Below are 15,117 nucleotides of genomic sequence, written 5' to 3'. Positions count from 1 at the left end.
ATTGTAGATTAAGGCTGACGATATTATTGCATTTGCAATTAAACTATTCAACGCTTTTGTCGTCTTATTTGACAAAAAACAGCCTACAGGCTGCGGCAATTTTATATAAGTTTGTAACACATAAAAAAACAATAAATGAAAAACCTATTCTTACTCGCTGCAGGATTATTCCTAAGTTTTTCTGCAAGCAGCCAGATCCTCAAACCGGTGAAGTGGAGCTATGCGGCAAAAAAAACATCAGCTACTGAAGCTGTTTTGTATTTGAAAGCAACAGTTGATGAGGGATGGCACCTTTACTCTCAAAACATTGCTGATGGTGGACCGGTAAAAACATCATTCCAGTTTACGCCTTCGAGTGCGTACAAACTGGTGGGTAAAACGGTAGAGCCTAAGGGCATTGTTAAATTTGAGAAAGCCTTTGATATGAACCTTACCTATTTTGAGAAATCGGTAATCTTTCAGCAAAAGGTGAAGTTAAATGCAAAAACGGCTACTGTAAAAGGTAGCTTAGAGTTTATGGTTTGTGATGACAAACAGTGTCTTCCGCCAGAAACTATCGAATTCTCTATTCCTGTAAAATAGTCTTCTGACCAGAGGATTTACTTACAGCGAATTTCAGAACCCCGGTTTCCTGACTGGCATTCTGAGCTGAAAACAAGGTCGGTGAATACCGGCCTTGTTTTTTACACCACGCCGAACAAAACTCCAAACAATATCAATTAAAAACCACGAACAACTAAATGAAAAAATTAAGTTTGATCGCCCTGGTACTTCTATGTGCCGGTTATCAGGGCTATGCTCAAAAGAAAAACCCTAAAAAAGGTGCCCCTGTTGTCGCTGCTCCCGGTGGAAATCCGAATGCAGTGAACAGGCCGCCCGCTGGCCCGGGGCCAAAACCTTATGCCGAAGTAATCACAGCAAAAGCAAAAACAGACAAAGGGCTGTTTAAAGTTCACAATGTGGAGGAGCGGTATTTCTTTGAAATTCCAGATTCTCTATTGACTCGTGAGATCCTTACGGTCAACAGGATCAGCAAAGCGGCTGCCGGGAACCGTGCATCAATGATGGGATATGGTGGCGACCAGATCGGGGATAACGTCATTTCTTTTGAGAAAGGTCCTGGAAATAAGTTGTTCTTGAAGAGCATCTCTTATGGTGAGCGTTCAAAAGATACGACTGCACAAGGGATGTATAAATCAGTGATGAACTCTAACCTGCAGCCATTGGTTGCTTCGTTTGACATTAAAGCTTATGCGAAGGATTCCGTTTCGGGAGCCAAAGGTTCTGTTATCGATGTCACAGAATACATGAACGGAGATAATGAGATTTTCTTTTTTGATCCGGGAGCAAAGAAAGCGCTTTCATTGGGAGGACTGATGGCAGATCGCAGTTACATTAAGGAGGTCCGGTCTTATCCGATGAATATTGAGATCCGTACGTTAAAGACCTACAGCAAGATGCCTGCACAAATGCCTGGTGGAATGGGTGGGGGCGGAGGTAGCGCCGTACCTGCTACCTATGAGCTGAACAGTTCTATGGTACTACTGCCAAAGGACCAAATGAAATCACGTTATTTTGATCCACGTGTAGGTTATTTTGCTACGGGATATGTTGACTTTGATGCAGATCCTCAGGGCATCAAGAATGTTTCCCTGATTACCCGCTGGAGGCTGGAGCCTAAAGAGGAAGATATTGAAAGATATAAAAAGGGTGAACTGGTCGAGCCCAAAAAACAAATAGTTTTTTACATAGACCCCGCCACCCCCAAAAAATGGGTACCCTACCTTATTCAGGGGGTGAACGACTGGCAGGTGGCTTTTGAAAAGGCCGGTTTTAAGAATGCTATTGTGGCATTGGAAGCACCTAAGGACTCTACCTGGAGTATTGACGATGCAAGACACAGCGTGATCGTTTACAAACCTTCAGATATCCCAAATGCAAGCGGTCCTCATGTACATGACCCACGTACCGGTGAAATCCTGGAAACACACGTAAACTGGTACCATAACATCATGTTGCTGCTGAAAAACTGGTATTTCATCCAAGCATCAGCTATCGATCCTTCAGCCAGGAAAATGGCATTTGACGATAAACTGATGGGTGAGTTGATCCGTTTCGTATCTTCTCACGAAGTTGGGCACACCCTCGGACTGCGTCATAATTTCGGCTCTTCTGCTACCGTGCCTGTAGAAAAGCTGAGGGACAAAGCCTGGGTGGAAAAAAATGGACATACACCATCGATCATGGATTATGCGAGGTTCAACTATGTTGCCCAGCCTGAAGACCACATCGGCACAAAAGGCATTTTTCCACGAATCGGCGATTATGATATGTGGGCGATAGAATGGGGTTATAAATGGCTTCCTGAATATGCCGCTCCACAGGATGAAGCTGCGTATTCCAACAAGACCATCATCAACAGGATATCGGCCAATAAACGCCTGACCTTCGGAACGGAAATGGATCCAAATGATCCCCGTAACCAAAGTGAAGATCTTGGAGACAATGCCATGCTGGCTTCGACCTACGGCATCAAGAACCTGAAACGTATTCTTCCAAACATCCTTACCTGGAGCAAGGAAGCAAATGAGGACTATAGCAGTGCCAAAACATTATATAGTGAACTGGTAGGTCAGTACGGCAGGTACATGGGACATGTGGTCAAAAATGTAGCTGGTATCTATAGTACACCGAAAACAGTGGAAGAAACCGGAGTTTCGTTTCAGGCGGTTCCTTTTGCCAGACAAAAGGAAGCGATGAACTTCCTGAATGCACAGTTGTTCAGTACTCCAACCTGGTTGATCAACAAACCGCTGATCCAGCGTACTGGTATCAATCCGACTGACGTCTTCCAAAACGTACAGAAAGGTGTGTTAGGCAGATTACTGTCCGCACCAACGATCGCCAAGCTGATCAACGCGGAGATTCTGGATGGCAACAAAGCTTATACCGCGACCAATCTGTTTGCTGATCTTAAAACAGGCATCTGGTCGGAGCTTTATAGTCATAAAACAATTGATGTTTACCGTAGAAATCTTCAGAAGGCCTATATCGAGAGCCTGAGCAGGTTGATGTCTGCACCTGCAGCTCCACAAGGGGCAGGTTTCCCCGGAATGGCAAGACCAGCAGATCCTACGGGTACTGACGTGTCCAGCATCAGCCGTGCACAAATGTCGGTGCTTGCAAAGGACATCCGCGCAGCAATTCCGGCAGCTACCGGCATGAGCAAGTACCACCTGCAGGATTTACTTGTACGCGTTAACAACGCGCTGAATCCAAAGTCATAACTTTAGATGATGTGAGTGATCACATGTGAAAAAGCCAATAAAAAAGGCCAGGTCGATTGATCTGGCCTTTTTTATTGGCTTGAGGAGAACAACGCCCTGTGGACTTGAATTTTGATCTGATACGTTGTTACACGTTAATTGAAGATCTGCTTTACAGGCCGTGTGTTGTAGGTCTACTTCCCGATTTTTCAGTTTTTATTTTTCGCAATTCTGAATCTGCCCGTTCATGCTGCACATAGTAAACAAACATAAAGATCAAACCCAGTAAAGAGATGGACAAGATCAATGCAAAAGCCCATAGCCAGGTTTTGTTTACCCAGGTATACGTATCCTTGTCCTTTTCAATAATTTGATAAGGATATTCCTCCCTGGCTTCATAAGGTTGGCCGAGCGCTTCTTCAAGGGTAATTTCATCCGCATACTTGTCTCTATGCAGCTCCAGCCCTGGAATGAGCATCTCCAGGTTGTCATACACTCGTCCTGAAGGTCTTTTTCTTTGAATTTCAGGAATACTCAAGGTTTGAGGATCCTTGAAATGTCTGGTCAGGCCCTGCTGATTTCCATTGATCTCTCTTTGGAAATTCTCCATGTCGTCAATCAGGTCGTCCAATGCTTCCTGTACCCTGGCGTAGCGTGCACACATCACCAGAATCTGCTGATTTTCTTCATGACTGGTTAGTCCCAGCGCATAAAGTTCCAGTATGCCACTTCGGATATATTTTTCTATGTCCATTGATTATGAAGTTAAAATTGATTCATAATGATTTGGTATTTATGGTAAATATACGGAGAGATTAGGTATTTACTAGTCACCAGGTGATCTGATGTTTTTTTAGGTTTTCTTGACCTGCAGAATATCCGACAGGAAACGCTCGTTTATAAAATGCTTGTTATTAGCTGGTAATATAGATTTTAAATTGGTACTGGTACGGTCTTCACCGCCGGTTGATGCCGATGATATCCATCTTTGGTCCAGCAATTTTTTTGAAAAACTCAATAATTCATAACATTTGTTAAGTAAAAGAAGAGATATTTTTATATAATTTTGTATTAACCATCAACTTAACGCCTCTAAACCATGAAAGATTTTAAAAATAGTTCATTAAACCCAAAGCTGAATATCAAGCCTGAGTATATTAATGAATTGTTTGACTACCTGAAAAGTATCACTGATCTTAATCATGTAATTTTTGAACAGCTCAAGGAAAAGCTTACCGGACATTTTGCGGTAGGCTATCCAATCATACATCGGCAGGGGCATGTCAGCCAGAAGTGCTGGTTTGTCAACTCGGGGATGGTCATTGCGTATAGTTACGACCACTCCAGGCACATTGCAGCACATACCATCTTTAAAGCAGGGGAAATCGCGCTCATTCCGGACAGCTTCATGACCAACAATCCTTCTAAAGATAACCTGATCGCCTGTCCGGATACTCAGCTCATTGAAATCAGTCGTGAGCAGGTTCAGCATATGCATGATCATTTTCCGGAAACAGAACGGCTCGCCAAGCTCATCATTGCACATCAGATGGGAAAGGTGAGGAGAAGGGATGCGCTGCTCCGTTATAAAGGCAAGGAGCGTATCCAGCAGTTCTTTCAGTTGTTCCCGCAAGTCAGGCATAAGGAGATTAAACTGATGGACAGATTGAGCGCGTCCTATCTGATGATCACTGAGCCTTCTTTTAGCAGGTTGCTCAAGAAAATTGGAAAAGACAACCCTGAACTGGAAAAATAATGAACATCAATATTCAGCATATCGAACCCAAGGCCATCAACCAGCTTCCGGAATGCTGTAGCATTGCGGTGCATTGTGCCGAATCCAGACTGAGTACGTTCAATCAAGGGGTGATACTCAGGCAATATATCAAACATGATATGGTGCGGATGGAGCTGATTGAGTACGACTTTCAACAAGAGATCACGATAGAGTTTGAATTCGAGAAACCTGTCATGATGATGTACTGTCTGCTCGAGGGAGACAGTAAGTTATATGATGACAAGAAACAAAAACTGGCCAGCAACACTGCCAATACCTGTCAGCTTTGCTACCTCCCCAGAGGAACCTATCATCGCTTTTTTTCTGAAGGAAAACACCTTGCTTTCATTCTTTTCTTTAAAGAGGGATGGATCACGCAAGAGGGAAGTCGTTTTCCGTTACTTAGCGAACTGATGGATCATTACCGGCAGCGCGATGCGTTCTTTTTCAGTATGCCCAGATATGCAGCTCCTAAGTCAATTATCACGGCATTAAATAAAATGAATGCCTCCGCATCAATGCCGGACTTCAGGATGGATACCGCGATTCACAACATGACGCTGAGCTGCCTGAAGCAATATTGCAGCAGACACTATTCCAGCTTGGCAAACAGTGCCTATAAACAAGGTAAGGCCGCTGAAATAGAAGATTATATCAAATGTCATTTCGCTGAGAAGATTGCAGAGAATACGGTGGCTTTAGCTGCGATTTTTCTGCTATCAGAGAAAACGATGATGCGGCTTGCTAAGCTTGCCTTTGGTCAACCATTGCACAAAAAAGTGATCGAGCTGAGGTTAACCCATGGCCTTAAATTGCTGATGACGACAGATCGTCCGATCAATGAGATTGCTTTTCGTGCAGGATATCATGATGCCCATTATTTCAGCAGGGCCTTTAAAAAATTTATGGGTGTAACTCCGAATATGATTAGCAGGCCATGGATAAAAATGGATTCCTGATCATTTCTTTACTACGATTTCCCTGCCGGTCACGAGGTTAAACCTATAAATCTTGTACAAACCGTCGTCGGTAATTTCAATGTCCTCTACAAGGCCTGTTTTTGAAAAGGTGTCGGTCACCATATCGCCAATCTTCACTTCGTCAAGTACAGAACCTGGTGTATCATCATTTAATCTTATCATTTTGCATCATTTTAATGATCAAATCTAACATAAACAATTCGCGGTTCATCACTTTTAATGACACATTTCAGCAAACTGCGTCATCTTTGGTGCAAGGCCGGTTCCTGACATCCGCAGAAAAAATGAAAAAAATCATAAGCTCCACAATAAAATTGTTTTATAAGCGTCTTTATATGGAGAGCGTTAATTTAGATGAACGGGACATGTCGGAGCGTGATGTGTCCCGTTTCTTTTTAGCAGCCACCAATCAATTGTATACCGCTACCATACTGTCCTGATCTGGCCTGAAATACCGCACCAGGCAGTTACTGTCGCATAAACGTAAGGGTAATGCCTGCGTTGTCAGAATGGCCCCTAACCAGGAGCTAATAAGTTTTACCCTTTGTTAAGAAACAGGGATCATGTAAAACATTTGCTACATTAAAACGTTATACTCCATATAATTCTAAAACATTATGAAAATCCAAGTATTATCCTCGCTAGCGCTTGTGTTAGCCTTATTAAGCCAGGGCTGTGTGAGCAGCAAAAAATATAAAGACTTAGAAGCCAGTTATACTCAGCTTCAGGAGAAAAGCCGTGAACTCAATCAGAAATATCAGAGCGGCCAGCAGGACCTCTCAGGATCCTCCAGCAGGGTGAAGAGCCTCGAAGAACAGATTGCCTCCGAAAAAGCCAATGTTGCAGCTTTGCAGGCGGCACTGGACAAATGTTTAAACTCCAGTAGTCAGGGAAATGTGAACATCTCTAAACTTGTGGATGAGATCAATACCTCCAATAAATACATTCAGCACCTCGTCAATACGAAGAATAAAAGCGATTCACTCAACGTGGTGCTCACCAATAACCTGACCCGTTCCCTAAGCAGGGAGGAGATGCGTGATGTCGATGTACAGGTATTGAAAGGGGTGGTTTACATTTCATTGTCTGACAATATGCTGTATAAATCAGGTAGCTATGAGATTTCCGATGTGGCCGGCCAAACCTTGGCTAAGATCGCGAAGATCATCAAAGATTATCAGGGTTATGACGTGCTGATTGAGGGTAATACCGACAATGTGCCGATTTCGCAGACCAACATCAGAAACAACTGGGATTTGAGTGCATTGAGAGCATCCTCTGTAGTTCAGGCATTGCAAAACACGTACAGTGTTGATCCTAAGCGTCTTACCGCCGGTGGTAGAGGTGAATATAATCCTGTAGCAGGTAACGATTCTGAAGCGGGTAAAATGAAAAACAGACGTACTCAGATTATCATCACACCGAAACTTGATCAGTTTATGGACCTGATTGGAAAAGCGCCTGAGAAGGCTACGAAAGCGGAATAGTGCCGAAGACCAACAATGTGTTGTCGGCATGAACTGACCACGCAAATCAACAGAAGCAACAACCAGGGAAGAAAAGCGTGATACACGCAGATTTTTAACCATCCTGGTTGTTGCTTTGTCATTTATTTAGGCTTGTTTCCTCACGTATTTGGTCAGGATCACAATCATCTGTCCTTCAATCTTACCTTCAATTTGATCGGTATTGTTCTCCACCAAACGGATGTTCTTCACTACAGTACCCATTTTTGCATTCAATTGCGACCCTTTTACATCCAGTGATCTGGTAAGTACAATGGAATCTCCCGCTTGCAGCTGCATCCCGTTCGCATCTTTATGCATCTCATTGATCACGTTATCCTCATCGTCAGTAACCGCTTTTGCCCATGCCAGGCGCTCGTCATCCAGATATAGCATGTCCAGGTTGTCGCTGGCCCAGCCTTCGCTACTCAGGCGTTGCAGCATCCTCCAGGCAACGACCTGCACACCCGGCACCTCGCTCCACATGCTGGAACTCAGGCATCGCCAATGGTTTTTGTCTACCTCTGCACGCTTCTCTATCTGCGATGCACAGGTTTCACAGATCATGATGCAATTGTCTTCATTTCTCGCAGACTGCGGCGGCACCTCATATAGTTTTAGCTGTTCTTCGGATTGGCACAACTCACATTTGTTTTCGCTTCTCTGAAGCAGCTGTTCTTCAAGTATCATATTCTTCAATTAAATCTGGTGCGCGAAGGTAATTATTTTCATTGACCCATTTTAGGAATATCACAGCAACATTCCCACAGACACGAGCCATGTAAATTTTAATCGTTATTTTCGGTGAGGAGATTAACTATGAAACGTATAATTATCATCACTATAGTTCTGGGCTGGTCTGCAGTGAGTGCCCAGCAAACCCAGAAACCCCCTTTGCACGGACGACACTGGATGGCCATTACAGGTAAACCCCTGGCAGCAACCGCCGGTGCCATGATCTTTCAAAAGGGAGGAAATGCAGTCGACGCTTCATGCGCCATGCTTGCTGCAGCCTGCACGATGTGGGACACCCTGAGCTGGGGCGGCGAAACACAGGCCCTCATCTATAATCCGAAAACTAAAAAGGTCATTGCCATCAATGCAATGGGAGTAGCGCCTACGGGTGCCACACCCGGATTCTTCAAAAACAAAGGATATGAATTTCCGCCTGAATATGGCCCGTTGGCTGCTACAACTCCGGGTACGCCCGGTGGATTGATCTATATGCTGATGAATTATGGTACGCTCAGCCTCAAAGAGGTACTGGCACCGGCCATGGAGCTCGCTGCCGGATACCCTATTGAAGCACAAGCGGCCAATACGATGGAACGCGGTAGAAAACTGATCGGTGAATGGCCATACAGCAAAAAGGTTTTTCTTCCGCATCTCGATGCGGCCGACACCTCCCATAAAAAGCGCGCGGCGCCTGAAGCCGGCGAGATCTTCGTGCAGCAGGACCTCTGGGAAACGCTGAATAAGATGGTTGCTGCGGAGCAACAGGCACTTAAAGTCGGAAAAAGCAGAAAGGACGCACTGATGGCAGCTTATAATCGTTTTTATAAGGGAGACATTGCCAAAGAATTTGTACGGGGATCTTCGGAACAGGGCGGACTGATCACCATGCAGGACCTTGCCGATTGGAAACCTTTAGAAGAAACCGCCCTGACTACAAAATATAAAGGCATAGATGTGTATAAAATGAAACAGTGGACACAAGGTCCGGTCATGTTGCAGGCCCTGAACATCCTGGAGAACTTTGACCTCAAGGGCATGGGATACAATAGTGCTCAGTACATTCATACCGTTTACCAGGCCATGAACCTCTCTTTCGCAGACCGTGATTTTTACTATGGTGATCCATATTTTGCTCCGGCAGAACCGATGTCAGGCCTGCTCAGCAAAGACTATGCGAGAGAACGTGCAAAGCTCATCCGTCCAGAGCGCAATAACCCCAACATCGGTCCCGGAGATCCATATCCATTTGAGGGTAAGACAAATCCCTACCTCAATCTGCTCCGCAAACGTGGCTATGAGCTCGACACTACGAAACGGAACTTTGCACCGAAACATGACCTGGGCAGCTTAACAACCGATGAAGCCTATCAGGACCGCCTGTGGAGAGGCACGACCTCTGTGGAGGCTGCCGATAAAGAAGGATGGGTGGTCTCCATCACACCAAGCGGCGGTTGGCTACCAGCATGCATCGCCGGGAATACCGGGATTGGCATGAGCCAGCGGATGCAGAGTTTTGTGATCGATTCTGCTTTAAACCCATTTAATGTTGTTGCTCCCGGAAAACGTCCGCGGGTAACCTTATCACCGGCATTGGCATTGAAGGATGGAAAACCTTTCCTTGCTTCTGCTGTGCAGGGAGGAGATACACAGGATCAAAACCTTCTGCAGTATTTTCTGAACGTGGTAGAGTTCGGAATGACCCCACAGCAGGCCGCTGAAGCGGAGAACTTCAACAGCAACCAATTGTGGCTGTCACTGGGAGGTACTAAAAATGAGGATCGCGCGCCCAAGCCGGGACAACTGCTCATCAATACCAAGACAAATGATCAGGTGAAAGAGACACTCAAGAAGATGGGCTATCAATTGAGTGTTGGCGATAGGACCAGTGGGCCCATTAATGCAGTATATTTTGACTGGAGGCACGGCAGTTTATGGGGTGCCTCCAGTAACCATGGCGAAGATTATGGTGTCGGCTGGTAAGGCAGTAGCTCCAGCTCGAAAGTGTGGTTTACCATTCTTCCTTCTCCCGGTTCATACCGTTCAACCGTTTGGGGGATGCCGTAGAAGTAGTGGACATCTGTCTTGCTAAGGTCAAAGCCACTTCCATTGGAATGATAAATCGTAGTGAGTTCCTTCAGGTATTTCCCCTTTTTGTCCTTTACGTAAAAACGGCTGTCATCATTGATCTGTGAACGGTTGATGATCAGTTTATTGCCGGCAATGGTGATGCCCTGAGGAAGTTGTGCCGTAGTGTAACTGCTCTTTTTTACATCAGCAAGCTTCATCTCAATGCTGCCGGTAACAAACTTCGGTGTAACGGGAAATTTGGAAGGATTGTATTCTATCCGGTTTACCTGGTATTCCACCCATGGTTTTCCGGGGCCTTCGAAGTACTCGTTGTCGAGATCCAGTGAATCTTTCGGCAGCTCAATCTTTTTGCCTCCCTTAGCGTCAAAGAAGGTGAGTGATTTCAACTCGCCGTAACGGCCAAAGTCGTTGATAAATAAAGTGCTGAGTGTCTTTGGATATTCAAAACTGAACTTTGCAGGTTCTTCATAAGCAGGGGCTTCAGTTTTCTTTTCGTAGGCCTGTTGTTTGATGCTGACCAGCTTCAGTTCTGATTCCTTCAGTTCCGGCTTCTGTTTAAGTAAGGTAGCGATGGCAGGATCATATACTGTAACGGGGATGGGGATGTCCGCGATCGGGGTATTGGACAGGTTGCCAAAGGTATAAGCCTTGAGGTTTAGGGCCTGGCTGAGTTTCGTCGCTTTGGAATAATCCAGCACGTAAACGACCACATCCGTAACTGTTCCCTTGTAATAGGTGGTATAATATCCTTTGTTTTTATGTTTCTCTTCGAACTTTTTCTCTTCTGCTTCTACTTCTTTCTCCAGCACCTTCACATTTTCAGGGTTGGCAATGATCTTATTGAGTATCTTATCGTAGTAGTCCATCAGGTCTTCCGGTCCCGTAGACGATCCATTCTGATACAGGTATTGTTTCGTCTGGTCCATGGCCATGATCTTTACCATGGGAGTCTCATCGGCATTTACCGCAGGATCAGTCTTATGGGGATTGGTGACTTCCACAGACACCATATGGCCCTTCATTGCTTTTAATTTTACAGAGATGCCATCCTGAGTCTTCGTATCGCCGGATTCTCCGACGCTGAACTTAAACTGTAAAACCTTTCTGGGGATGAGTGCTTCGATGTTTCCACTTACAGTTACCGGTTTCACACTGTTGATGTCTGTCCGCTCGGGGTAATAGATGTCCATAGCGGGCACACCATTCCAGTTCGTTTTCACAACCTGCAGCGCATCAACGTTCTCCTCGGCTTCTTCTTTTACAGGCGCCACACTATTGTCGCTGAAGCCCACATTGGACCAGTTGATCTTCTGCTGAAAGGGGAGTTCAAAAGGGAAATGTATTTTGAGTTCTCTTTTAGAGATGACATCATTGTTCGTTTCAACGATGATGCTGTTCAGGTAACTTTTACTTAGGATATCCATAGATGGATAATTGTCAATTACTAGGAATGGATTTTCCTGGTAGGAGGTATCTTTTGGGGCTTCCTGATTCTGAAGGTCTATCTCCTTTAGCCAGAACAACATGGAGCCGAATTCCTTTGCACTTTGACGAAGACTGTCATTTTTAATGGTCGCCACTTTCTTATTGAAAGCGTCTTTTTCTTTTTCGAGAGCTTTGATTTTTTCTTCCAGCGACTGAGAGCAGGAGCATAGGGAGAGGACACACATCAGGAGCGTCAATAGGTTTGTTTTCTTCATATAGGATAGGCGATAATTAACTGTTGCTCACCAAGCAAAGGTTGCGCCACAATCGTTCTTACAGGAAGAAAACAAACCGTATGAGTCGGCTTATTCTACTTTAAACTTAAAATCGGCTTGTTCGGAATTGCCTACATACATCATGAATGGTACTTTCGGCGATAAAATGGTCGGATAGATTGGGGCAATCAGCTCCGGAAAACGTTGCTCAAACTCCTCCATATCTGTCTCCTCAGCAACACGGATCAAAATATCCCCGCCACTGGTCTTCACTTTCCATTTTTTGGTGTTCAAGTCCTTTTTAAGGGCCTTTTTCCATTCTTGCTGATATTTGCTCATAGTAGTATAAAAACTAAAGGTAACACATTCTTTAACGATAACCCTGTATTGCCGTCATTACTTCATCGATAATGTATCAAATGAAAAATGAATAAAATAAAAAGAATGCCAAAAATGAAACTGCCGGTTGTCAGGCTGCGTATTTGAAAGGACCAACTCATGTTAAACCACTATTCATGAAAGTTCCAGTGCTTTTTATATGTTTCATTTATGGTTATTGCTGCCAGGCGCAGGTGTTGCCTGCTCAGAACAATACTTCAGATACACTGAACAGCCGGCGGGATTTTCTCGAGGTCTATAAAGCCAATGCGGACCTGTCTTACACTTCGCCTAAAGGTGAGCTGGGATCACCACAGAAATATGTAATCATCGGGCGGCTCACCACTTCCTATTTTTTACTTGCAAAACCGGAGATCCCGGTTTCCTTTGCCCTGGTACCTGATTTTACGGTAAAGGTAAATGATGAGCGATCGGCAGGAGTAAGGACACCGAGCCTCAGATTGGGTGGCATTGGATACTATCGTTTAAAAAGCACCAAAAGCCGCTATCGGTATGCTTCACTGCGGTTCACCCACCACTCCAATGGCCAGGATGGAGACGCGCTCAATCCTGATGGCTCCATCAATACGAGAGATGGAAACTTCAGCACCAATTACCTCACGGCCAGCTACCATTTCGGACAAGAACAATCAGCCTCCGGTACGGAAGTCACCGTTTCAGACAATACTGCTGTACAACAAGGAAGCTGGAACCGCTTCAATCACCAGATAGGGTTCGAATGGCACAAGTGGTTCAGTTATGAGGCTGCACTCGAAGATGATTATGGTTTCTCCAGAATGATCTATAACTTTTCTATGCAGCACCACCACGGTCATATTGAGAACTGGCGATTGTACGCAGGGATGAACTATGCCGTTAACCAGATGTCCGCATACGCGCTGGGTGCCATACGCAAGCGGTTAAATACAGAAGTTTCGTTCCATTATGCCTTTCCATTTATGAATAAAGCCTTCATCATGGCTTCTGCAGGTTATTATGGTGAAGATCCCTATAACATCTATTACCGGAATAAATACAGTTACCTGAGATTAGGGGTATCTACCGCCCTTTAAAAACTGCGCTTCAACAACTCAATTCACATCCCACCACACGCGGGAAGTCAACGCATCGCCTCCCTGCATCCTTGCAACAGCGGCAGTATAATTGTCCGTATTGTTGAGTATTTCAGTAGACAGGTAAATCATTCTTCTGGGAATTGTGCCATTTGTATTGTTCCCTGGATAACGGACCGGCTGAAGCAGCGGATACCCGGATCTTCTCCAGTTGAACCAGGTTTCTATAAAGTTGAAGGTCGTACCTGTAACCAGCCAGTACTGTGTATTGATCATGCGCAGTGCTGTTTCCAAGTCCTGAGTATCCAATGGGTGTCGGCTCAGGTAAGCGGTAATCTTTGAAGGCGTAATCGTGGCCTGTATGTCGAGCTGCGACATTGACTCCAGGGCTGCACTGACTCCATCTTGGTAATGTTGATCTGCAGTCCCGGAAACTGCCCATCCCCGCATGGATGCTTCTGCCAGCAACAACTCGGTCTCTGCGTAGGTCATGATAAAGTTGGCACCATCCAACTTGAGGTAGATTGCCGTTACCGGTCTTGAGTATTTTCCAAGTGGGGCGAGGTCACTGCCACTGCCTGTAGCGCCCGGATATCCTGTCGCATTTCTGATGTCTGTTGCTCCTCCAAGAAGGTCGTATCCATTTGGAAGTCCCTGTTGAACTGAAGGGTCGCTATTTCCAGGTAATGAAGTGTTTAAGTTGTTGCTGAGCCCAGGCTGGGAGACTTCGCTGATGACATTCAGCCTTGGGTCTCCGGTAGCGACCAACTCATCGATGAGCGTTTTGCTCCAGCGTACCTCCCGGTAATCAGAAAGGGTGCGCAGCGCAATGGCCGTACCATTCTGACTGTTGTGGTTTGTCGCATCTGTAGGCACCATTGCATTGTCGGCAACATCCGCAAAGGTGCCTCCGGCACTTGCCTTTTCCGCCCACAACCTGGCCAGCTCAGGCGACACACGGGTCATCCTCATCGCCAGACGTAGCATCAGGGAGTAACCGAAGCGTTTCCATTTCCTGACATCCCCTTTATAGATCAGGTCGGCAGTAGGCCCCGCTTTGGCAACATCCAACTGTAGAATGGCCTTTTCAAGGTCGTTCAGCATGCTCAGGTAAATGTCTTGTTGCCGGTCATATACTGGATATTTGATCCCCTCAGCTGCTCGGTTGGCTTCGCTATAGGGGACATCGCCATACATATCCGTAACGCGCTGCATGATAAGAATGTAAACAATGTCGCCAATGGCAATCAGGTTGCTGTAGCCTGCAGCATCCTTCTGCCGCGCCAGTCGCTGCATCTCTCTGATCGTTGAACCCTGTGTATAACCCTGATCAAATAGCTTTCCCTGGTAGTCGGTAAAATTCGCGGTATTGATGTATTTGTCTCCGTTGTTGTAATAGTAATAAGTAGAGGAAAGCACCTGCATCATGGTACTTTCGTATAACAGCTGGTAGTAACCGATGTTAGCATAATTAAACTGTGCAGTAGAAAGCAGCTGATTGGGATCAAAGTTTTCATCTGTAGATTTTGTCGGATCGGTATTGATCTGATCCAACTGTAACTTGGTGCATGACATCAGGCAGCAGGCGAGGAGTACTAAAGTGATCCTTTTCATC

At 45.3% G+C, this 15,117-nt stretch carries 13 protein-coding genes; 7 read left to right on the top strand and 6 right to left on the bottom strand.

Annotated features, from left to right (window positions below; translation table 11 throughout):
* Positions 1-135 precede the first annotated feature (135 nt).
* The gene (locus tag PBAL39_RS20030) at positions 136-582 is read left to right on the top strand and encodes a protein-disulfide reductase DsbD N-terminal domain-containing protein (protein WP_008244996.1); all 447 of its coding nucleotides are present in this window, start codon (positions 136-138) and stop codon (positions 580-582) included.
* Between the two features lie 158 nt (positions 583-740).
* Entirely contained in the window at positions 741-3,287 is a 2,547-nt protein-coding gene (locus tag PBAL39_RS20025; RefSeq protein ID WP_008244994.1) for a zinc-dependent metalloprotease, read from the top strand.
* Positions 3,288-3,438: 151 nt separating this feature from the next.
* Here PBAL39_RS20025 and PBAL39_RS20020 read toward each other — a convergent pair whose 3' ends face one another.
* Positions 3,439-4,020, bottom strand: a complete 582-nt coding sequence (locus PBAL39_RS20020) for a hypothetical protein (RefSeq protein WP_008244993.1) — start codon at positions 4,018-4,020, stop codon at positions 3,439-3,441.
* Between the two features lie 345 nt (positions 4,021-4,365).
* Here PBAL39_RS20020 and PBAL39_RS20015 point away from each other — a divergent pair, with 345 nt between their 5' ends.
* Complete coding sequence (locus PBAL39_RS20015; RefSeq protein WP_008244989.1) at positions 4,366-5,022, top strand: Crp/Fnr family transcriptional regulator; 657 nt, start codon at positions 4,366-4,368, stop codon at positions 5,020-5,022.
* Positions 5,022-6,002, top strand: coding sequence for an AraC family transcriptional regulator (locus tag PBAL39_RS20010; RefSeq protein WP_008244986.1), 981 nt, complete (start codon positions 5,022-5,024; stop codon positions 6,000-6,002). The genes PBAL39_RS20015 and PBAL39_RS20010 overlap by 1 nt, the downstream gene beginning before the upstream one ends.
* Here the strand turns inward: PBAL39_RS20010 and PBAL39_RS20005 are convergent, their stop codons facing one another.
* Positions 6,003-6,185: a hypothetical protein gene (locus PBAL39_RS20005; RefSeq protein ID WP_008244985.1), complete on the bottom strand. Its 183-nt coding sequence runs from the start codon at positions 6,183-6,185 to the stop codon at positions 6,003-6,005.
* A gap of 455 nt (positions 6,186-6,640) precedes the next feature.
* Between PBAL39_RS20005 and PBAL39_RS19995 the strand changes: the two genes are divergently transcribed.
* The gene (locus PBAL39_RS19995; protein ID WP_008244980.1) at positions 6,641-7,510 is read left to right on the top strand and encodes a flagellar motor protein MotB; all 870 of its coding nucleotides are present in this window, start codon (positions 6,641-6,643) and stop codon (positions 7,508-7,510) included.
* Positions 7,511-7,636: 126 nt separating this feature from the next.
* Here the strand turns inward: PBAL39_RS19995 and PBAL39_RS19990 are convergent, their stop codons facing one another.
* On the bottom strand, positions 7,637-8,218 hold the full coding sequence (locus PBAL39_RS19990) for an alkylphosphonate utilization protein (RefSeq protein ID WP_008244978.1): 582 nt from the start codon (positions 8,216-8,218) through the stop codon (positions 7,637-7,639).
* Between the two features lie 129 nt (positions 8,219-8,347).
* Between PBAL39_RS19990 and PBAL39_RS19985 the strand changes: the two genes are divergently transcribed.
* Positions 8,348-10,243: a gamma-glutamyltransferase family protein gene (locus PBAL39_RS19985; protein WP_039867220.1), complete on the top strand. Its 1,896-nt coding sequence runs from the start codon at positions 8,348-8,350 to the stop codon at positions 10,241-10,243.
* Here the strand turns inward: PBAL39_RS19985 and PBAL39_RS19980 are convergent.
* Together PBAL39_RS19980 and PBAL39_RS19975 are read right to left on the bottom strand one after the other, a co-directional pair.
* A complete protein-coding gene (locus PBAL39_RS19980) occupies positions 10,225-12,051 on the bottom strand; it encodes a hypothetical protein (RefSeq protein WP_008244974.1) in 1,827 nt (608 codons plus the stop codon). The genes PBAL39_RS19985 and PBAL39_RS19980 overlap by 19 nt on opposite strands.
* Before the next feature lie 90 nt (positions 12,052-12,141).
* On the bottom strand, positions 12,142-12,390 hold the full coding sequence (locus PBAL39_RS19975; RefSeq protein ID WP_008244972.1) for a hypothetical protein: 249 nt from the start codon (positions 12,388-12,390) through the stop codon (positions 12,142-12,144).
* Between the two features lie 176 nt (positions 12,391-12,566).
* On the opposite strand from PBAL39_RS19975, the gene PBAL39_RS19970 reads away from it, so the two are divergent.
* Entirely contained in the window at positions 12,567-13,502 is a 936-nt protein-coding gene (locus tag PBAL39_RS19970; protein WP_008244970.1) for a hypothetical protein, read from the top strand.
* Positions 13,503-13,520: 18 nt separating this feature from the next.
* On the opposite strand, the gene PBAL39_RS19965 is transcribed toward PBAL39_RS19970, so the two are convergent.
* A complete protein-coding gene (locus tag PBAL39_RS19965; protein ID WP_008244965.1) occupies positions 13,521-15,116 on the bottom strand; it encodes a SusD/RagB family nutrient-binding outer membrane lipoprotein in 1,596 nt (531 codons plus the stop codon).
* Position 15,117 lies beyond the last annotated feature (1 nt).

Origin of the sequence: Pedobacter sp. BAL39 (assembly GCF_000170795.1) — a bacterium.
Classification (GTDB): domain Bacteria; phylum Bacteroidota; class Bacteroidia; order Sphingobacteriales; family Sphingobacteriaceae; genus Pedobacter.
Note: the sequence above shows the minus strand (reverse complement) of the source record. Positions and strands in the feature narration are given on the sequence as shown.